Genomic DNA, 20,741 nt, shown 5'->3' on the forward strand with positions numbered 1-20,741 from the left:
TCTTGCAATACTCTAAAGACAAGCGTAACAAACGCCAAGAAGAAGGAGGCAAACGAATATGTCAATTGTTCATCAAGTTTATGGGTATTTCATGCCTACAGTTAACCTTATGGGTGCTGGAGCAGCACAAGAAACAGGAAAGCAAGCAAAATTACTGGGTGGAAAAAAAGTTCTGCTGGTGACCGATGCCTATCTCGAAAAAATAGGTATGGCTCAGGAAATTGCTGACATAATTGAAAAAGAAGGCGTCAAAGTTGTAATTTATGGTGGTGCTGAACCAAATCCGACGGATAAAAACGTACATGATGGGTTTGACATCTATACTAAAGAAGGGTGTGACCTGATCGTCTCAGTTGGCGGAGGATCTTCCCATGACTGTGCCAAGGGGATTGGCCTTGTTGCAGGTAATGGCGGGAAGATTAATGACTATGAAGGCGTAGATAAATCTCCCTTGCCTATGGCTCCAATGATTGCGATTAATACCACTGCCGGTACTGCCGCTGAAATGACGAGATTCTGTATTATCACGGATGCCGCACGACATATTAAAATGGCTATCGTTGATTGGCATGTAACCCCTAATGTCTCGATTAATGATCCCTTGTTAATGATGAAACAACCTCCTAGTTTGACAGCTGCTACCGGAATGGATGCGCTCACTCATGCGGTTGAGGCATATGTATCTACAGCCGCCACACCACTGACCGATTCTGCCGCCTTAATGGCATTTAAACTAATCCCCAGATATCTGCGTCGTGCTGTGGCAAATGGTGATGATTTTGAGGCTCGCGACAAAATGGCTTATGCCCAATTATTAGCTGGTATGGCCTTCAATAATGCTAGTTTAGGTTATGTTCATGCAATGGCCCATCAACTAGGTGGATTCTATAATTTACCTCATGGGGTATGTAATGCAATTCTTCTTCCCCACGTCTCACGCTTTAATATGATCGGAAATCTCGATCGTTTTGCAGAGATCGCTGAGGCAATGGGAGAAAATGTTGATGGACTTTCTGTCAGGGATGCAGCAGAAAAATGCTTAACTGCAATTGCTACATTGTCTGCTGATGTTGGAATTCCTTCCGGGTTGAAAGAACTGAATGTCAAAGAAGAAGACTTTAAACTAATGGCTGGCAATGCCAAATTAGACGCTTGTCAATTCACCAATCCTCGTACTGCGACACTTGAACAAGTGATTCAAATCTATAAAAACGCTCTGTAATTGGGAGTGTCTGATTAAATGAAATGAAATATAAAAAAGCTCGTTGGGGAATTCCTCAACGAGCTTTTTTGTATTGTGCGCCCTCCTATCCGATGGTCAGAAAGTATAATTTTTCAGCATATTTTCTGGAAAGTTCCTTCTCGCCATCACGACATCTTATCATCTATGGCGGTATACTAACCTCGAACATCCCTGTTCGAGTCTTGGCTACAGAGATGGATGTTCAGCTACCCTTGGATAGCGCATAAATGCAACTAAGGCTATCTCCGCGCCTGCAGCTTAGCGGTAGCCTTAGTTTTCGTTAACATTATTTATATGCTCTTAAATACTTCAGCTTGTCGACATGCTTACTGATTATTTTCCAAAGGAACAACGCGGATATGTGCAGACCGGGCAGTCGAGACAAAGACCGCCACTTCCAAGTTTGACAATGTCATGGCGTGTCAATCTCTCTCCCGTGAGTAATCTTGGAGCGACTAAATCAAAGGCCGTTGTCTTAGAATACATGACGCATCCAGGTAATCCCATAATGGGGACATCTCCCATATAGGCAAGCAGAAACATAGCACCAGGTAAAACAGGCGCACCATAAGTGATCAGTTCCGCTCCCATCTCTTTAATGGCTGTCGGGGTGACATCATCGGGATCGACAGACATACCGCCGCTGACTAGGATCATTTCTGCTCCCTTAGCAAGTTGATCGCGAATGCTGCCTTGTATCAGGGATACATCATCACTGGCATAGGTTTGCGCTAAGACGGTTGAACCCCAATTTTCGACTTTTGAGCGCAGTACAGGACCGAATTTATCTTGAATTCGCCCGTGAAAAACTTCACTGCCGGTTATCGTAATGCCGACCTTAGCAGGCTTTAGCGGCTTAACTTCCAAAATAGGAGTTGTAAATGTTTGGGCAATTTCCTCCGCTTCGAGAACTACCTTCTCATCTATCATTAGTGGAACAACACGGGTTCCCGCGACTTTGTCACCTTTTTTAAGAGGGTAATGATTGTGAAGTGTGGAGAGAATAACCCCATCTAAGGTATTCAATGCTAAAATACCGTCCACAGAAGAGTAAAGAAGTCCATCATGGGCAGCCATTAAGGTGATTTTCCCTTCTTTAGGCTCGTCAAGGATTAATCCGGAACCGGACACTGCGTGGGCGAGTCGTTCCGCGGCTTCATTCTCATGTATAAGACCGGGCTTTTGATCCCAGACGTAAATATGTTCTTTGCCCATACTTAAGAGAACAGGGATATCCTCTTCGCGAATGACATGTCCCTTGCGAAACCGAGGGCCTCTAATAACACCTGGAATAATTTGCGTCATGTCATGAATAAGAATGGCACCAACAGAATCGCGTACTTTTATTTTTTCCAAGGGAATAGCCTCCAATACATCATTAAAGGTGAGTTTGTATGATACATTTTTCAGTGAGCTGAAAAGGCCAAAGAGTAAGGCGGGACCATGGCCTAAATGATCTGTTCTTAACTAAATGGTATCGCATTCTCAGCAGGAGGTCAAGTAATAAGCCGGTTCTATTCTCTGAAATTGGTAAAGATTCTTATACTATTCCCAACAACTATGCTAAACTGATATAATGAAGATGCCTTTGAAGTGAAGATGTTCCAGAGGGAGAGACTTATGGATAAACAAGTGTATCTTGGACTGAAAAAAGTATTTGAACGAAACTTAGATGCTGTCCTAATTACCGTAACCAGTGTGCTGGGCTCTACACCTCGCAAGCCCGGGGCGAAAATGTTAGTTTTTGCGGATGGTATGACAGTTGGTACCATCGGCGGCGGATGTGGTGAGGCTGAGGCGAAACGGGAGGCTCTCAATGTTCTAGCTACATACGACTCTAAAACATATAGTTTGAATATGACTGCAGATATGGCCCAGGAGGAGGGGATGGTCTGCGGGGGTATTATGGAACTATTCATGGAGTATGTAGGTACGCATACCCCCGTGGAAAAGGTGGATCTCAATAAAGATTATCTTGCAGCTGTAGAGAGTCATAATAATCCTGTACTTGTAACTGTGATCGAAGCGGAGGAAGAGTCATGGCTGGGAAATAAGCTCGTCATTAAGACTAACGGAGACGTTGCGGGCGATCTAGGTAAAAAGGAACTCAATAATATTAAGTTTGAGAAAGGCAAGATAGGCAACAAAAAATGTCAGCCATTCTTAATCTGTTTAGATTTTGAGTTCAATCCGTGTGAAAGCTCAACCCTAAAAGCAGCTTATCGCTTACTGGTTGAGCCACCGACAACGGTTGTACAATTGTTGATTTTAGGCGCAGGACATATTGCTGTCCCGCTTGCAACAATGGCTAAAATCATAGGGTATGAAGTGACTGTCGTCGATGATCGGCCCTCCTTTGCCAATGTCCAACGATTTAGCACGGCTGATAAAGTTTTATGCGCTGACTTTGAAAGAGCCTTAGAGACTATTGACATAAATCCTCAAACATTTGTCGTGATTATTACCAGAGGGCATCGTTATGACAAGGTGTGTCTGAAGAAAGTAATTAACCACCCTGCCGCTTATATCGGTATGATTGGCAGTCGAAAAAGGGTTAAATCATTACTCGCTGACTTAGAAGAGGAGGGAGTAGCCAAAGAAGCCTTACAAAAGTTGTATTCTCCTATCGGTCTAAAAATTGGTGCGGAAACTCCGGAAGAAATAGCTGTCAGCATTCTCAGCGAGTTGATTAAAGTTCAAAGGGGAATTGGAGAATAAACTGTTAAGTGAAAAAATCCGAGCTGTAAGATTAAGGGCATTTTCTGATGGATTCAGTGAAATTTTATAAAGGATAGGTAGTAACAAGCTGGAGAAAATTTGTTACAGCCTATCCTTTCTTTATAATTGAATAATGTTTAATGTACATGATGGAGTTTACAGGAATCAGTTCGCTTAAGTTGAGAAATACGCCAGGAAACGGTCAACTTCTTCTTTATGGCTATTCCTTAATAGTTTATCAGGAGAGCCTTCAGCCATCACTTGTCCTTTGAGGAGAATCAAGGCTCTATTTGCTAAATGGGCGATGTCCTTGAAATCATGGCTAACTAAGACAGTTGAAGTTTGAGTAGACTTGAAAACCTTGGCCAGATCGATGCGCAGTCCTTCTTTGGTGGGTGCATCCAGGGCTGAAAATGGTTCATCCAGAAATAAAATATCAGGCTCTATAGCAAAAGCTCGTGCCAGACTAACACGTTGGGCCTCTCCACCGGATAGGGAGCGGGCAGATTGTTTAGAAAGATGGATCACTCCAAACTGTTCCAACCAATAGTCCACCTTTTCTCGAATCCTTTCTTTGGAGAAACCTCGAATTTTGAGTCCCATGGCAACATTGTTAAAAACGCCTGTGTTTAATAAGAGAGATTCTTGAAAGACTATCGCAATTCTACGCCTAATCCTAAGTGGAACCGACTTTGGTACTGCTTGCCCCTGGAAATAGAGTTGTCCGGAAGTTGGAGATTCCAAAAAGGCGAGAATTTTCAACAAGCTGCTTTTGCCAGAACCATTGGGACCGATTAGCCCAACGCATTCTCCAGGCAACAAATGAAAATGTAGGGGTTGCAAAATAGTTTTATGGTCCTGTATCCAGCTTATCTCCTTAGCTTCAAGCACACTAAGGCCCTCCTTGCTGTTTTTGTTGAAGTAAGGTTAAACCTAAGGTAGCTCCGTAAGCCAGCAAGCACAAGATAATACTTAAGGCAATAGCAATGTCGAAGTTGCCTTTAGAGACTTCCAAGACGGTTGCAGTCGTTAAAACACGGGTCTGTCCTTGAATATTGCCCCCTACTGCCATCGAGGCTCCAATCTCGGAGACAACAGCCCCAAACCCGGCGATAATGGCTGCAAGCAGAGAATAGCGGACTTCTTTTAAAAGCAGCCATATATACTGCAGACGAGTGGCACCTAGTGCTTGAATTTGCAGCCTGAGTTTGGGGTTGGTTTGTTGAAGAGCGGCACAGGTTAAGGCAGCGACAATGGGAGAGGCGATGATTGCCTGGGCAATAATTATGGCCGTTGGGGTATACATAATGTTTAAAAAGCCAAAGGGTCCTGAGCGCCAGAGGAATATTGAAACCCAAAGTCCTACGACCACTGGGGGTAGGCCCATCCCAGTATTCACGACACTTAAGACAAACCGACGGCCCGGAAAGGTTTTAAGAGCCAGGAGCGTGCCAAATGGAATGCCGATAAGCAGGCTGATAAAAGTTCCGGTACCTGATATTTTTAGGGTGAGGAGCGTGATGCCAATCACCTCAGGATCCCCGGTTAGGAGGAGGTGCAGGGCTGCTAAAATTCCTTGCCAGATCTTTTCCATACGTTGCATTTCCCTTTCGAGTAAGAATAAATTAAAGTTCGAAGCTCGATGTGTGAAGTTCGAGTCTGGACTAAGACTGCAAACCACTGCTTCGAGCTTCAAACTTCATGCTTACACTAATGGCGGGATTCAAGTGAATAACTACGAGGTACCCTCTCGATTCTATTTATTTACCTGCATCTGCGAAGAAGAGGGCTTGACCATATGTATCTTTACCAAAGGAGCCAATGGTTGCTTGGGTTTCAGCATTAATCATATAGTCGACAAAGGCTTTAGCGCCATCTGCATTTACTTTAGGGAATTTTTCGGGGTTAACTTGCATGACATGATAAATATTTAAGAGAGAAGCATCGCCCTCTAGAACAATATCAAGCTGCAGATTTTTCTTGGTAGCCAAATAGGTTGCCCGATCGGTTAGAGTATACCCCGCTTTTTCCGAGGTGATTGTGAGAGTTTGTCCCATTCCTTGACCAGTCGATTGGTACTTATCGGCCGCTGGTTTGATGTTAAGCTTTGTCCATAAGCCTTTTTCCATTTTATCGGTTCCGGAATCGTCCCCACGGGTAACAAAGATTGAGGAACTATCAACAATCCGCTTAAAGGCATCTGAGATAGTTTTAGTTTCTTTTACTTTAGCAGGGTCCGCTGCCGGTCCAACGATGATAAAATCGTTATGCATTACAAGTTGATAGTTTATAGCCGTTTTATTATCTACTAATTTTTTTTCTGAGGCGGGAGCATGGACTAACAAGACGTCAGCATCTCCTTTTTCCCCCATGGCTAAAGCAGCACCTGTGCCAACAGCAATCGTTTTAATTTTGTAGCCGGTTTTCTCCTCAAAATCGGGAACAAGCACATCAAGTAAACCGCTGTCTTGTGTACTGGTAGTAGTCGCTAAGATAATATCAGGTCTTTCAGGTTTTGGAGTTTCAGCTTGAGGTGGGGGTGTTGTTTGACTTGGTGTCGCAGTTGTTCCGCATCCGGCGAGGGTCACCATGATGACAATCATAAATAAGGCGAAAAAGTTTAAACGGGTAAGTAAGTTCTTTCTCATTAAATATTTTCCTCCTCTAATTTAAGTTGATTTTCACATTGTTGCGCCCATTCTATGTAGGCATGCAAGAAATGCAAGTTAGGACCACTCCAAACAACTTCCACAACTTGCAAACCCACTAAAAAATACCTAACGACCTGAAGATAAGGGGAAATTGCAAAGAGAACACAAGTGGAGTTCACGGTAAAGCGAGTGCTGACGCTGAAGCAGTATATTACGCCGAGGTTCATATCTCGCGCGGCTTAGAGGTTGGCGTAAGCTTCATCAGCATCCAACGAGCATGTGAATAGAACTTGTGTGAACGTGCAATGGCGTTACCTTTACCCCCAAGGAGGGAAGAGAACCGTATTCGAGTGCTATGCTAAATGCAAATTAGGTATTCAAAAGGATTTTCCCTGTCAAAGAAGTATCATACCCATTTTGTTGATTAACAGCTTGGATAAATCCAGGAGATTTCAGAGTGCTGATGAGTTGTTTCCAGACAGGAGTTTTGGTGGTTATTCCTAAACAAACCAGATCATAGCGTTCTTGAAATAAAGGGATAAAATCAAGACCTAGGCGTTGGGCGGCAGCTTTCACTCCGACTCCGACATCAGCTTGTTCGTTGGCAACGTGGCAGGCGACGCCAGAATGTGTGTTTTCTTCATTTTCATAGCCCAGTATTCGGCCGGGAGAAATCTTTGCCGCTCCCAGGTAGGCATCAAGACGAAGGCGGGTTCCTGATCCTTTCTGGCGATTAATAAAGTTTAGACCTTCGACAGTGATATCATCCCAAGTTTGGAGATTCAAAGGATTACCGGGCGCTACAATAAAACCTTGTTCACGTTGAACCAGATTAACAATACAAACAGATTCACCGGGGATAACATGTTTGACGAAGGAAATATTATAATCTTTTGAGACATCGTCCCAGAGATGTATCCCAGAGATATCAGCCTCCTGCCGATAAAGTGCCATGAGTCCATCCATGCTTCCCTTAAAAGAAAGCGAGGATTCTACAGGGAAGGGAGCATGTTTAAGAAACTCAAACAGGAGTTCAACGACCGGATCATGGCTTCCTATGAAGCGAATCGTTGGCGACACAGGAGGGAATGCAGATATAGCAGCAGGCGAAGTATTGCCGGCGCCATAGGTTCCTCTTAGGTAATGGTCTAAGACGGCAGGGTCAATTCGAAGCTGCCGACCTATGTGGTGAGCTGGTAGCTCTCCCCGTTTTACAAGCTCATAAAGAGTATACTTGGAAACCTTTAGAATTTTAGCTGCTTCAGCAGCTGTTAAGGTTAGGCTCAAATAATTTCACCTCTCTTTATAACTCGTCATTTTAAGTTTAGAATAACTGGTACGTGCAAGTCAATAGAGATGATAGGATAAATAGATTTAATTTGGTTAAGCTGGTTATCCTAAAGTTTGGTTAGCTTCATAAAGGGATTTCGTTAAGGTTTTTGTCATATAATATGTATGGTTAAGTCTGGTTTTAATTGTAAAGAATTTTAACGACACGTATTGACGTGAGCCTGAGTAGAATGATTTAATATAAAATAAAATTTTATTGACAAGACTGTACTTTATGCTAAAATTTAACGTGATGGAAATTTGGAGATGATCTGAGGAAAATGAAGATCGGGCCCAGATCTTTCCTGTTTTTTAGTAGAAAAGGGGGCAAAGATCACAATTGGCAAATTCTCTTGGACGTCATGTGTTGGCTGAAATTTATGGATGTAGCTTCGACATTTTAAATGATCGTGAGAAGGTCGAAGCACTAATGGTCAACGCAGCTTTGGAAGCTGGTGCCGAGGTTCGTGAGGTTGTATTTCACAAGTTTAGTCCTCAAGGGGTGAGTGGTGTGGTAGTTATTTCAGAATCACACTTAGCCATCCATACGTGGCCAGAACTCGGATACGCGGCGGTAGACGTCTTCACGTGCGGGGACAGTGTCAATCCCTGGGATGCCTGTAACTATCTAACCGACCATTTCGAAGCAGGGCATATGACAGCAACAGAAATGAAGCGTGGTATTGTTGAGGATCCAAAGGAAGCGGTAAATATTTAGGAGGGATATTTATTTTACTCCGGACTAAGTTGAGTACGGATGAAGAAGACAGGTTATTCTTTATTACGGGTACTAGATAGACCTTGTAACTTACCAATATAAAGTTGCAGGGTCTATTTATATTTTAGGAAAAAATACATATTCTTTCGATAATAATGTCATATTATCAGAGTATATTGCATAAATAGGGCAGGAGATTGAATAAATATATCGAATACATAATAGGTTAATGTCTGAGTGGGAAGGCAAGGAGCGATAAGATGGTTCCGGTAGATTTCAGCTTCCGTGGGGAACTGAACACAGTTCAGGCGCATTTGCGCGAAGAAATTAATTTTAAGCCAGCTGGTTTTGAGGAATTAGTACACCTAGAAATGAATGAGATGGATCAAACGGTTAATCCCGCTATAGTATTAGCTGTCAGTGGGTCGTGTGCAGATAATAACCGTAAATCAGAAGCGTTGGCTGGCATTATTCAATTTATATTTATGGCTAATAAGGTTCATAGGCTTATGAAGGATGATGATGATCTTGCTGAAGAACTGAGACAATTTCCAGTGCTGGTTGGAGACTTGTTATATGGAAAGTTTTTTCTGGAACTTTGTCGTGAGAAGCTATTGCTCTTCTTAGAACCCCTGGCTCAAGTGATGGGAACAATGAGTCAAGGTGGTATTTCCCGATGGCTTTCTCGAGATAAGAAGCTAAGCGGGGATGAGTTGCTTCAAATTATTGAATTGGAGAGTGCCTCCTTAACTGGGACGGCTGCTCGACTCAGTGCTGAACTCGCGGGGGTCTCACTTCCTTTGCAAGAAAAGCTGGAGGCTTTTGGGTGGGAAATAGGATTAGCATGGGGAGCTTGGAAGGAAAGCATGGAGGTTACCGTTGTCCAGTCAATTCTACAGCGGGCGAATGATATCTTAGAGGATATTTCGGCGGAATCACAACTTGAACTCTATCCTCTCCGTGAAGTTCATCGATATTTGGCCATGCAATTGAGTGGAGATTATAGACCTCTTGAGATAGGATCGTAACGAACGGGGTGGAGTATGCATAAACTAAAAGTTTTCTTCGAAATGATTAAATTTGAACATACAATTTTTGCGCTGCCCTTTGCTTACTTAGGGGCCTTTTTGGCAGCGGAAGGTATTCCTTCTGCTATGAAGCTTTTGTGGATAACGCTGGCTATGGTAGGGGCTCGAACAGCCGCAATGTCTTTGAATCGGTTGGTTGATCGGCATATTGATGCGCGTAATCCTCGGACGGCCCAGAGAGCACTGCCCGCGGGCCAGCTTAGAGTAGATGAGGTTTACCTATATGTTGTATTGTCATTTCTGCTTCTGGGTATTTCTGCGTATCAACTTAATTTACTGGCACTGTACTTGATGCCGATCGCTGTCTTTTTTCTGGTTTTATATTCTTATACTAAACGGTTTACTTGGGCCTGCCATTTAGTATTAGGAATTTCACTGGGCTTAGCTCCAGCAGGAGCTTGGATCGGGATAACCGGTCATTGGGCTCTGGCGCCTGTTCTCTTAGGGTTGGGAGTCATGACCTGGGTGGCAGGTTTTGATGTGGTTTATGCCTGTCAAGATGTGGAGTTTGACCGCAAGGAAGGACTGCACTCTATTCCGGCGGTTTTTGGATTACAGAGAGGGTTAGAGATTTCAGCATTTCTGCATACCATCGCACCGCTGCTTTTTATCGCTGTCGGAGTGGTAATGTCGTTGAGCTGGCTCTATTATGCGGGGGTCGCCATGGCTGTCGTATTGCTTTTTCGTCAACATCGTCTTGTCTCGGCAGACGATTTCTCAAAAATCGGAGTTGCTTTTTTCAACCTTAACGGTTACTTAAGCATCTTGCTTTTTGTTTTCTCCGTTTTGGATATAATCTTATTGAGCTGAAATAAAGGAGGGGTAGGTTATGCCCTCGTTGTACGCGCAAAGCGAACTTTGGGAGCTGATCCTCAAAGTTGAAGAGGGTCAACGATTGAACTTTGATGAAGGCTTACGCCTGATCAACAGTCAAGAGATTTTGACACTTGGATATATGGCCAATCTCATACGCGAACGTAAAAATGGCAACCAAACCTATTTCATTGTCAATCGTCCTATTGATTATAGGGATATCTGTGCTTCGTTTGAAGAAAATGAAAACCGCTCTAACGCAATGATGGTCTACGGTAAAAAAAACCAAGAGGAATTAATTAAGAGTTTATTAGAACTGCGAACACTTCAAGACCAGACCAAAGAATTTTTAAGCTTTAGCCCAATTCCTTTTTATTCGAAAACTGCGAAATTGGAAGGAACTATGGGTGTCGGAAATACAACAGGGTATGAAGATCTGAAGATGCTAACGATTTCGAGGATTCTGCTGGATAATTTTGATCATATTAAAGCTTTTTGGATGATGTTAGGTCCCAAATTGGCACAAGTTTCATTAACTTTTGGAGTAGATGATTTAGACGGTACCGTTACTGAAGACCGAAGTACTTCTATGACCGGAGAAAGGTCGGATCACAGTCTGAGTAAGGGTGCCTTGATCCAACTCATTCAAAAGGCAGGGCGAGATGCCGTGGAGCGGGATACTCTCTATCGGGTCTGCAAGACCGGCTAAGCTGGGAAGGAGGAGAAGCGCATGCAAACGGAACCCTTGAAAATTATTGAAAAACGTTTGGCTGGTGAACGGTTGTCCGTAGCAGATGGAATTGCATTGTTGCAAAATGCCGATCTTCTTTCTTTGGGACAAGGAGCAAATTTCCTCCGAGGTCAGATGCATCCCCAAAAAGTGGTGACATTTGTTATTGATCGAAACATTAACTATACAAATATTTGTTCCTGTCAATGTAAATTTTGTGCTTTTTATTGTAAACAGGGAGATCCTAAAGGATATATTTTGTCACAGGATGAATTACATGCTAAAATTGAAGAAACTATTGCAGTCGGGGGAACTCAGCTCTTAATTCAAGGAGGACTGCATCCTGATTTGAATTTAGAGTACTTCGAAAACCTGTTGCGTGATATTAAAGCCCATTATCCCATTCACATTCACTCATTTAGCCCTCCTGAAATATGGGACCTTGCGAATAAATCTGAATTGCCAATTGAGGAAGTTATTATTCGCCTTCGAAACGCAGGGCTGGATTCCATTCCCGGGGGAGGAGCAGAAATCCTGGATGATCGTGTACGACATCTGATTAGCCCTAATAAGATTGGTTGGCAAAAATGGATGGACGTCATGACCACGGCACACAAGCTTGGGATGAAAACCACTGCGACGATGATGTTTGGACACGTCGAAACCTTTGAAGAACGAATTTTACATATGGTACGTGTTCGGGAAGCCCAGGACCAAACGGGTGGGTTTACTGCGTTTATCCCTTGGAGTTTTGCTCCTTCAAACACTTTATTGGGTGGAGAGAGCAGTACAGGGGTAGAATATCTTAGGACACTGGCAGTAGCACGTTTGATGCTGGATAATGTACCCAATATCCAAGCGTCATGGGTGACTCAAGGCGCTAAGATGGCTCAGATTGCCTTGAGTTTCGGGGCTAACGATTTTGGCAGCACTATGTTAGAGGAAAATGTGGTTCGAGCAGCCGGCGTGCAGACGCGTGTCCCGTTACAGGAAATTATTCGGTGTATTGAAGATGCCGGTTTCCAAGCTGTGCAACGTAATACGCACTACGAATCCCTAAAGGTGTACAGGAAGGAAGTGTAGGAGGATGCGCAGGCGCAAGCGACAGCTTAGTGAGGCGAATTTGCCTTTATTGGAACATCTGAAAGCCTTACGTAAAGTGCTGATTATATCTGCCTATGCAATATTATTAGGTACTGTTATCGGCTGGTTTTTCAGTGATCGTGCCTTTGCCTATCTTGCAGATCCGATAATCAAACTACAAGAAATTACGTTCATAACGACAACGCCCTTGGAGCCAATGTTAGTCAAAGTCAAAGTTTCCATGCTCATTGGGGTAGTTCTGGCTCTACCTTTGGTATTCTGGCAAATTTGGAGTTTCGTCCTGCCGGCTTTAAAGCAAAATGAACGGAAATACTTATATCTTATTTTTCCCAGCTCAGTACTCCTATTTCTCAGCGGAGTTGGGTTGTGTTTTTTCGTAGTATTGCCGATTGGGCTTAAGTTCTTGCTTTTTGTAGGTGGGGATGCCGTAACTTCGTATACCCCATTGCTGACCAAGACCTCCTACATTGGTTTTCTTATGACGATGTTTTTAACCTTTGGGTTAGTTTTTCAACTTCCCATTGTCTTGTTAGTTTTAATTAGATTAGGTGTATTAACACCTCAGATGTTAGCTGCCAAAAGACGTTGGGCGATCCTCACGATTGTCATTTTGGCGGTTGTTGTTTCGCCAACTCCAGATTTACTGACCCAACTCCTCATGGCTGGGCCAATGTATCTCCTCTATGAAATGAGCATCTGGCTAGGGTATCTTGTTGCTCGCAGCAGAGAAAAAGAGCTAGCATTAAAGTAAGGGGGGCAAAACATGGGTTTAAGTGAGATCCTCTTGATTTTGGTTGTTGTACTAATTCTGTTTGGACCTGAAGACCTGCCGGTTATCGCTCGATCGATTGGTAAACTTGTTTTTGAAATTCGTAAAGCAACTAATGAATTAACTAAAGAATTCCAAAGTACAATAAATACACCCAGCAATATTATTAATAAAGCTTTTGAACAAACCACTGCGCCACGTGCTTCCGAAAAGGATACAGCCGCATCCCAAAGCGGGGCGGAGAATCCTGAATCAGAGGAAGAACTTCTGACCTACGAGGATGAAATCCCGAAGGACCCACTGGCGGAACTGCCATTAGATATGGTATCTTATGAAGAAAAGGGTGCGAGCAGGTGAATCGGTTTTGAAACAACTCTGGCTCTTCAATCAGATAAATTCAGATTTACAACGGGTTGAAAAAGAACTGACTAAATTTGTGGAGACGGGTTATCCGATTCTCCAAGATTCTGCTGTCCATTTATTGGCTGCCGGCGGTAAGCGATTACGCCCTGCATTTACGCTCTTAGCCGGCAAATTTTATGGCTATCCGTTGGAAAAAATAATGCCAGTTGCGATGGCTTTAGAACTTATTCATATGTCTTCCCTTGTTCATGATGATGTCGTAGATGCGTCAATGACCAGAAGAGGGCGGGCGACGGTCAAAGCGAAATGGGGCAATGTCGTTTCGGTGGAAACGGGTGATTATCTATTGGCAAAATCACTGATGCTCATCTCGAAGATTGATCATCCAGAGGTGGCACGCATTTTAGCGGAAATCAGTGTTGAAATGTGCCAAGGAGAGATTCAGCAGATTAAATGTTCCTTCGACGTAGAGCAAACTCTAAAACAATACTATTACCGTATTAAACGTAAAACCGCCTTATTGATCTCTGCCTGTTGCAGATTGGGAGCTTTGGTTTCGGGAGCCCCTAAACGACAAGTATGGGCCTTGGGGGCTTACGGTCACTCTCTTGGAATGGCCTTTCAGATTGTCGATGATGTTTTAGATATTACTGCTAAGGCCTCAGAATTCGGGAAACCAATTGGGGGGGATTTGCGTCAGGGCATAATGACTTTACCTATGATTCTTGCCCTAAATTCTTCACAGGAGTCTTCCGGGTTAAAGTCTTTACTCAAGAAAATGGATAAGACGGATGATGAAGTAGGGGAAACTATAGACCTTATTAAATCCACCGGGGCGATTGATCAGTCAATGCAGCTTGTGGATTTATATATTGAGAAGGCTAAAAAACATCTGCAGGAACTGCCTAAGATTCCTACGCGTAAAGCGTTGGAAGAGCTGGCAGAATTCATTCGGACCCGTAAGTTTTAGAAAAAACCACAAGTATAAGCAAATTGATCAAGCCCTGCAGTTCGTCTGCGGGGCTTGATCAATTTACAAGTAAGTTTCAACCATATAATAGGCGAAAGGCCCGTTAATACAGACATTGTCAATTAAAAATGAATGCATTCATTTTTAATTGACAATGTCTGTATCTGCAAATATAATAAAGTGAATCAATTCACTTTTTATCATATTGTAGTGGATACTGTATGTATGTGAACATTCATAAACGGGTTAAATCTCTGGGGGGATAAAAATGTTGCAGGAACTAAGCAGGCGCGAGAGAAAGAAAATTCAGACCAAAAAGACGATTGCAGGAATCGCTTTAAAATTATTTTTCAGCAAAGGGCTGAACGAAACCACAGTCGCGGAAATAATGGAGAGAGCAGCTCTTGGAACGGGCACTTTTTATAATTACTTTGAATCTAAGGAAGCTATATTAAAATACTGCCTTGCTGAAAGAATAGAGAATGCTAAACAAACTTGTGAAGATATAAAGACATCATCTTTAAACGCAACCCAAAAATTATCCCAAATGCTTCAAGCTGTAGGAAAAACTCATGAGGAAAACCAGTTACTGATAAGTTTATATATGAAATTTTACCATAATCCCGATAAAGGTGAGAAGAAGGCACCTCATGGGGAATGGTTCAAGGAGATTCTATCCACTATCATTACAGAAGGACAAGTCAAAAATGAGTTCAGAAAAGACATTCCACCCGAAATAATCATTGAGATGTTCTCTGGTATTCTTCAGTCCACAATGAGTAGTAAGCTGGAATTTTCCTTTATAGCTAATATCAATTATAAACATTCTTTGCTCTTAGAGGGTGTTATTAAGCGGAACGATGGCGAGGGGTGATAACTTCATATCCATCATTTTTTGGGGTATAATAAAAAACGTATGAAGCATTTGCTTGATTTTCCATAATAATGAAAATGACATGGCTAGAGAAGGGGCGATTTAGTGAAAGAACAACGCGAGGGCATTGTAGAGTATATATGGCGCGTGTTCAGCTCAATGAAATTAGGGCTGATATTATTAGGTTTAGTAGCTCTTGTTTCAGGAGTGGGAACTGTTTTTCCTCAAGCGAACTTGGACCCGGGGAAGGCCAAAGAAGTAGGTGAGATCTGGCAAACTCTTGGGTTTACACAAATTTACAGTACTGTTTGGTTTCGTTTATTAATGGGTTTACTTTGCATCAATTTAGTAGTTTGCAGTATCCAACGTTTTCAGGGAATTTATAATCGAACCTTCGCCCTTAAGCCGCCTGTGAGTGTTTCAAACGTGTTTAGCAAGATTAAAGCGAAATTAGCCGGAGAAAGCGAACCTCTCAAGATTTCTGTTCAAGATGTACTAAAGCGAAATGGATTTAAACTTACAATCAATTCAGGAGACAATGGTTGGAGTTTTATAGCGATTAAACGGCGACTGGGAAACTGGGGATCACTTATTTCTCATATTTCATTTGTTGTTTTAGTCATCGGGGCGATCTTAGGAACAACCATGGGTTTTAAGGGCTTTATGATGAGCAGTGCAGGGTCAACTGTACCTATAAATTCGATTAGTGTATCCAAGGGAAGAATTAATCAAGATTTTAGTGTCCGTATCTATTCAGCCGAGGACCGCTTTTTGCCTAATGGAGAACGAGATAATTGGTATACAGATATGGGGATTATTGAAAACGGAACTGAAGTGCTCCGTAAGACAATCTCGGTAAATCATCCGCTTACATATAGAGGGGTAACATTCTATCAATCAAGTTTTGCTAACGGAGCCAGCCTGACGGTTGACCTGAAGGATCAAAAGCTCCCAATTGTTTTGCAAGACCACGGCGGGAATTACTTTCAAGCACCGGGAACCGAACTCTATCTTATCGCCGCTGCAATTAAGAGTGATCCCCAAAAGCCAATTATGCTTTATCAAGTCTATAGAGGGAAAGGTGTTCAACCTGTACAAACGGGGCAAATTAATGCAGGGGAAACTATTGACGTTCAAGGTGAATATAAGTTAACCCTCGAGGCCAATGCTGGTTTTACTGGATTGCAAGTAAAACAAGACCCAGGCGTAATGGTCGTTTGGCTCGGATGCGCCTTGTTGCTGTTAGGACTGTTCTTATCATTCTATTGGCGTTCAATGGTTGTCCTGGGAGTTTTCGAATCTGGACAGGGAACAGAGGGAGAACTGACAATGGGGACGATGGCGGGTAAAGTTACGGGTGGGGTTCAGGAAGAGTTTGATCGTTTGATTCATGACATTCAAGCAAAATAACTCAACATAAAGCCTGACTGTCTAAAGATTAGTACAGAAAAAGGGAGGATATGCACCGTGGATCAGGGATTGCAAAACCTTGAAACTTCATCATTTTATGTTATGTTAATGGCCTATACTCTTTGTATGTTCTTTCATTGGGCTTGGATAGGCACAAAAAAAGAACTAATGGGCCGATTTGCAACATATCTTTCAATTGTTGGCTTAGTCGCTAACACTGCGGCTATCATTTTGCGTATGATTATTGCGGGTCGTCCGCCGCTTTCCAATTCCTATGAGTTTTTGTTGGCGTTTATCTGGGGGATAATATTTGTTTATCTGTTTATAGAGTATCGCTATAAGCTCAGGTCTCTCGGCGCTTTTGTCATGCCCATCGCTTTCTTAATCTTGATGTTTATTATCATGAGCATGGGACCGGAGGAGAGAATTGCCCAGGCAATTCCACCGGCACTTAAAAGTAAGTGGCTAACCTTTCACGTAGTAACAGCCATGTTTTCCTATGGTGCTTTTGCCACATCCTTCGGATTAGGAATCATGTATTTGTTGAAAATAGGGGAAGAGGGCAAAGGGAAAAAATCTAATCCACATGGAATAATTTCGCGTTTCCCTGCCTTAGACATAATCGATGAGCTGTCCTATAAGGTCATTGGATTTGCCTTTCCACTGCTGACTCTTTGCATTATTACAGGTGCGATTTGGGCAAATTATGCTTGGGGTACATATTGGTCATGGGACCCTAAAGAGACGTGGTCGTTAATCACTTGGATTATCTATGCGGCGTACTTACATGCCAGGTTGATGTATGGCTGGAAAGGGAAACGGGCGGCCTGGATGACGATATTTGGCTTTGCTGCAGTGTTGTTCACGTTCTTTGGTGTAAACTACTTTTTGCCGGGGTTGCATTCTTACGCGATTAGTCAACCTAATATACTTGTATAAGACAATTGATAATTCGAGAATCCATGAGTTTAGAAGGAAATATGTCCAAATAGAACGAATTTAAATTCAGGAGAAAAGTGGAGAAGGTGACTATTGTTTATGTCGCAGTATTATCCTATATTCATAGACTTAAATGCTCTGCCGGTTTTGGTCGTTGGTGGAGGAAATGTAGCATTAAGGAAAGTTCAAACCCTTTTGCACCATGGATCTTTGGTGCAAGTTATCTCTCCCCGTCTTGTCCCTGAGTTACGGGAGCTGATTGATGGAAAATCATGTTTTTGGGTAGAAAAAGAATATTCATCTGACGATATTCAAGATGCCAGGCTTGTTTTTTCATGTACAGAAATCGAGGAAGTTAACGCGCAAGTCTCTCAGGATGCTAAAGTTCATTATCGCCTGGTGAATGTTGTTGATGATCCAGAGAAATGCAGTTTTATAGTACCTTCCATTATGGAACAAGGAGATCTGAAGATTGCAGTATCGACTGGAGGAAGCAGCCCTATTGTAGCTCGACAAGTGCGAGCAGAGTTAGAAGATTTGTACGGTCATGAAATGGCTGAATATCTAACATTGCTTAAAAGTTGGAGAAATAGAGCTAAGTCTGACTTACCACCGGAAAAGCGAAGTGTTTTTTGGAATCGTGCTACAGACGGAGAAGTTAGAACCCTTATTAAAGCTCAACGCTTAACCGAAGCGAAAGGAGTGTTAGAAAAATGTTTCCTGTCGCTATCGGATTAAATCACAGGAGCGCTCCTGTTGAAATAAGGGAAAAAATGAGCTTTCACCCTTCTCAAATGCAGATGGCCCTCAAAGAATTAAAAAACTGTCAAGCAATTCAGGGAGTTGTAATACTCAGCACTTGTAATCGTACTGAGGTATATGCTGCTACAACGGATGTAGAAACAGGGGTTCGCTCCATTAAGGACTTTTTTGCCAGTCATCATGGAATTGAAGAAAATATTCTGGAGCAATATTTGTACGCTCATACCTTGTATGATGCCGTCCGCCACTTGTTTCGGGTAGTATCTGGGTTGGATTCGATGGTTCGAGGGGAAACACAAATCCTTGGACAGGTCAGTCAGGCATATCAACAAGCAAATGATGCAGAAGCCACTAATAAAGTGATCAATGTGTTTTTTCAAACTGCTTTAGCGGTAGGCAAGCGCGTACGCACAGATACATTGATTGATCAGCATCCGGTTTCCATAAGTTATACAGCCGTTGAGCTTGCCAAACAACAATTTGGAGAACTTGAAGGTAAAGGGATTCTTATTATGGGAGCGGGAGAAATGAGTACTCTGACAGCCAAACATTTGGTTTCAGCAGGAGCCACCACTGTTTTAGTGTCGAATCGGTCTTATGAAAAAGCCGTTGTATTAGCAAAGGAGTGCAGCGGTCGGGCAGTACGGCTTGATGATGTAGATCAGTATCTTGAAGAAGTGGATATAGTGATATCCTCAACTGCCTCGAAACATTTTGTGTTGCTTCCTGAGCGCATGCAGGAAATTATGAAAAACCGTAAGAATCGCCCTATGTTGCTCATTGATATTGCAGTGCCTCGAGATATACACCCTGAAGTAGGGGGAATTCCTCATATTACTTTATTTGATATTGATGATTTGCGGGGAGTTATCGATCATCATCATCAAGAACGTGAAATCGCAGCAATCAAGGCAGAAAAGATTATCGATGAAGAGATGGAATTATTTCTGAACTGGCACAATTCATTGTTTGTTGTACCGACGATTTTAGCCTTACAAAAAAAAGGTGAACAGATCAGAGATATGCAAGTGGAACGCGCTCTGGGGCATTTGACAGGGTTAACTCCAAAACAGGAAAAGGTAATACGTTCTATGGCTAATTCCATCGTCAATCATCTCTTGCATCTGCCAATTATTAACCTAAAAGAATATGCCAACACAAGCCAAGGTCATCTCTATACAGAAATATTGCAAAACTTATTTGATTTAAATGTTAGAGAAGAGGGCGAATGTCCAAACTTGATGATGAAAAAGAGTCATAAGCATGGGTATCATAGGAGGGCTGAATGAAGAACATCCGCATTGGAACTCGGGATAGTCAATTAGCAATGTGGCAAGCCGAGTGGGTACAAAGTCAATTAACTGAACTTTATCCTCATCTTAACTTTGAACTTGTCTCTATGAAAACCAAAGGGGATAAGATCTTGGATGTACCCCTTTCCAAAATTGGGGACAAGGGATTGTTTACCAAGGAATTGGAACAGGGTCTGCTGAATGATGAACTGGATATGGCAGTTCACAGTCTTAAAGATATGCCGACATTGTTACCCCCAGGGTTAATCATCAGTGCTTTTTGTGAACGGGAAGAACCTAGGGACGTTTTTTTAAGCCGAAACGGGGTCTCAATTGAGGATTTGCCCGAGGGTGCTATTATCGGCACAAGTAGTTTGCGTCGTAAATCACAGCTTAAGCATTATCGTCCGGATCTTAATTTTATGGATCTAAGAGGTAATCTGCAAACCCGATGGAGGAAATTGCAAGAGTCTGACATGGCTGGTATTGTCCTTGCTGCAGCGGGGGTGAAACGGTTAGGATGGGAAGAGCGAATCACTCAAATCTTGCCCGAAGATATGATGCTTTCAGCAGTCGGGCAAGGGTCCATAGCTGTGGAAATCGACGAGAAACGTTCAGATATTGCGGAATTGCTATCTCGTCTAAACCATATTGCCACTGAAAAAGCGGTAAAGGCAGAGCGTACATTAATGCGTAAGCTTGAAGGCGGTTGCCAAGTCCCCATTGGAGCTTTAGGACAAGTGGTTGAGGGAGAAATTATTCTTCGGGGAATGGTAGCAAGCTTGGATGGAACTCGCTTGATTAAGGCGGAAGCCAAAGGGACCGATCCCGAATCGGTGGGCATCGAAGTCGCCAATCGGCTGATAGAACTAGGGGCTAATTCGATATTAGCGGAAATACGATAGGGAACTTGCGTTACAATGCTCACTTGGAGGGAACACTTCGTGTTCCGTCTCGCTGATGTAAGT

The 20,741-nt window shown here is 42.8% G+C and carries 21 protein-coding genes; 16 read left to right on the forward strand and 5 right to left on the reverse strand.

Annotated elements, in window-relative coordinates; translation table 11 throughout:
* Window positions 1-58: 58 nt before the first annotated feature.
* Window positions 59-1,222, forward strand: a complete 1,164-nt coding sequence (locus LJE72_RS17270; protein WP_248286433.1) for an iron-containing alcohol dehydrogenase — start codon at window positions 59-61, stop codon at window positions 1,220-1,222.
* A gap of 354 nt (window positions 1,223-1,576) precedes the next feature.
* On the opposite strand, the gene LJE72_RS17275 is transcribed toward LJE72_RS17270, so the two are convergent.
* Window positions 1,577-2,599, reverse strand: a complete 1,023-nt coding sequence (locus tag LJE72_RS17275) for a molybdopterin-binding protein (protein WP_229249123.1) — start codon at window positions 2,597-2,599, stop codon at window positions 1,577-1,579.
* Window positions 2,600-2,863: 264 nt separating this feature from the next.
* Here LJE72_RS17275 and LJE72_RS17280 point away from each other — a divergent pair, with 264 nt between their 5' ends.
* Window positions 2,864-3,961 carry an XdhC family protein gene (locus tag LJE72_RS17280; protein ID WP_229249125.1) on the forward strand — a complete coding sequence of 366 codons (1,098 nt, stop codon included), beginning with the start codon at window positions 2,864-2,866 and terminating at the stop codon, window positions 3,959-3,961.
* A gap of 174 nt (window positions 3,962-4,135) precedes the next feature.
* Here LJE72_RS17280 and LJE72_RS17285 read toward each other — a convergent pair whose 3' ends face one another.
* The 4 genes from LJE72_RS17285 to LJE72_RS17300 form a co-directional block, all read right to left on the reverse strand.
* On the reverse strand, window positions 4,136-4,852 hold the full coding sequence (locus LJE72_RS17285) for an energy-coupling factor ABC transporter ATP-binding protein (protein ID WP_229249127.1): 717 nt from the start codon (window positions 4,850-4,852) through the stop codon (window positions 4,136-4,138).
* A 1-nt stretch (window position 4,853) separates the two neighbouring features.
* Window positions 4,854-5,555 (reverse strand): ABC transporter permease, encoded by a 702-nt coding sequence (locus LJE72_RS17290; protein WP_229249129.1) that lies wholly within the window; start codon window positions 5,553-5,555, stop codon window positions 4,854-4,856.
* 166 nt (window positions 5,556-5,721) lie between these two features.
* Window positions 5,722-6,609 (reverse strand): substrate-binding domain-containing protein, encoded by an 888-nt coding sequence (locus tag LJE72_RS17295; RefSeq protein ID WP_229249131.1) that lies wholly within the window; start codon window positions 6,607-6,609, stop codon window positions 5,722-5,724.
* Between the two features lie 372 nt (window positions 6,610-6,981).
* Window positions 6,982-7,899 carry a helix-turn-helix transcriptional regulator gene (locus tag LJE72_RS17300; RefSeq protein WP_229249133.1) on the reverse strand — a complete coding sequence of 306 codons (918 nt, stop codon included), beginning with the start codon at window positions 7,897-7,899 and terminating at the stop codon, window positions 6,982-6,984.
* A 382-nt stretch (window positions 7,900-8,281) separates the two neighbouring features.
* Here LJE72_RS17300 and speD point away from each other — a divergent pair, with 382 nt between their 5' ends.
* The 14 genes from speD to hemC all read left to right on the forward strand — a co-directional run bounded on the left by speD (window position 8,282) and on the right by hemC (window position 20,678).
* Window positions 8,282-8,659: an adenosylmethionine decarboxylase gene (gene speD / locus LJE72_RS17305; protein ID WP_073029624.1), complete on the forward strand. Its 378-nt coding sequence runs from the start codon at window positions 8,282-8,284 to the stop codon at window positions 8,657-8,659.
* A gap of 260 nt (window positions 8,660-8,919) precedes the next feature.
* The gene (locus tag LJE72_RS17310) at window positions 8,920-9,687 is read left to right on the forward strand and encodes a polyprenyl synthetase family protein (RefSeq protein ID WP_229249135.1); all 768 of its coding nucleotides are present in this window, start codon (window positions 8,920-8,922) and stop codon (window positions 9,685-9,687) included.
* 15 nt (window positions 9,688-9,702) lie between these two features.
* Window positions 9,703-10,557, forward strand: a complete 855-nt coding sequence (locus tag LJE72_RS17315) for a UbiA-like polyprenyltransferase (protein ID WP_229249137.1) — start codon at window positions 9,703-9,705, stop codon at window positions 10,555-10,557.
* A gap of 19 nt (window positions 10,558-10,576) precedes the next feature.
* Complete coding sequence (locus LJE72_RS17320) at window positions 10,577-11,269, forward strand: FO synthase (protein WP_229249139.1); 693 nt, start codon at window positions 10,577-10,579, stop codon at window positions 11,267-11,269.
* A gap of 21 nt (window positions 11,270-11,290) precedes the next feature.
* Entirely contained in the window at window positions 11,291-12,373 is a 1,083-nt protein-coding gene (gene mqnC, locus LJE72_RS17325; RefSeq protein WP_229249141.1) for a cyclic dehypoxanthinyl futalosine synthase, read from the forward strand.
* A gap of 4 nt (window positions 12,374-12,377) precedes the next feature.
* Window positions 12,378-13,145, forward strand: a complete 768-nt coding sequence (tatC, locus tag LJE72_RS17330) for a twin-arginine translocase subunit TatC (RefSeq protein ID WP_229249142.1) — start codon at window positions 12,378-12,380, stop codon at window positions 13,143-13,145.
* Window positions 13,146-13,157: 12 nt separating this feature from the next.
* The gene (locus LJE72_RS17335; RefSeq protein WP_229249143.1) at window positions 13,158-13,520 is read left to right on the forward strand and encodes a Sec-independent protein translocase subunit TatA/TatB; all 363 of its coding nucleotides are present in this window, start codon (window positions 13,158-13,160) and stop codon (window positions 13,518-13,520) included.
* A 7-nt stretch (window positions 13,521-13,527) separates the two neighbouring features.
* Window positions 13,528-14,496 (forward strand): polyprenyl synthetase family protein, encoded by a 969-nt coding sequence (locus tag LJE72_RS17340; protein WP_229249144.1) that lies wholly within the window; start codon window positions 13,528-13,530, stop codon window positions 14,494-14,496.
* A 268-nt stretch (window positions 14,497-14,764) separates the two neighbouring features.
* Complete coding sequence (locus LJE72_RS17345) at window positions 14,765-15,370, forward strand: TetR/AcrR family transcriptional regulator (RefSeq protein WP_229249145.1); 606 nt, start codon at window positions 14,765-14,767, stop codon at window positions 15,368-15,370.
* Window positions 15,371-15,475: 105 nt separating this feature from the next.
* A complete protein-coding gene (locus LJE72_RS17350; RefSeq protein ID WP_229249146.1) occupies window positions 15,476-16,780 on the forward strand; it encodes a cytochrome c biogenesis protein ResB in 1,305 nt (434 codons plus the stop codon).
* Window positions 16,781-16,837: 57 nt separating this feature from the next.
* Window positions 16,838-17,719, forward strand: a complete 882-nt coding sequence (gene ccsB / locus LJE72_RS17355) for a c-type cytochrome biogenesis protein CcsB (protein ID WP_229249147.1) — start codon at window positions 16,838-16,840, stop codon at window positions 17,717-17,719.
* Window positions 17,720-17,818: 99 nt separating this feature from the next.
* Window positions 17,819-18,457: a precorrin-2 dehydrogenase/sirohydrochlorin ferrochelatase family protein gene (locus LJE72_RS17360; protein WP_229249150.1), complete on the forward strand. Its 639-nt coding sequence runs from the start codon at window positions 17,819-17,821 to the stop codon at window positions 18,455-18,457.
* On the forward strand, window positions 18,433-19,770 hold the full coding sequence (hemA, locus tag LJE72_RS17365) for a glutamyl-tRNA reductase (RefSeq protein ID WP_229249152.1): 1,338 nt from the start codon (window positions 18,433-18,435) through the stop codon (window positions 19,768-19,770). Before LJE72_RS17360 ends, hemA begins: the two co-directional genes overlap by 25 nt.
* The gene (hemC, locus tag LJE72_RS17370; protein ID WP_229249154.1) at window positions 19,767-20,678 is read left to right on the forward strand and encodes a hydroxymethylbilane synthase; all 912 of its coding nucleotides are present in this window, start codon (window positions 19,767-19,769) and stop codon (window positions 20,676-20,678) included. Before hemA ends, hemC begins: the two co-directional genes overlap by 4 nt.
* Window positions 20,679-20,741: the final 63 nt, after the last annotated feature.

It is taken from the genome of Desulfosporosinus shakirovi (assembly GCF_020595055.1).
GTDB classification, from domain to species: domain Bacteria; phylum Bacillota; class Desulfitobacteriia; order Desulfitobacteriales; family Desulfitobacteriaceae; genus Desulfosporosinus; species Desulfosporosinus shakirovi.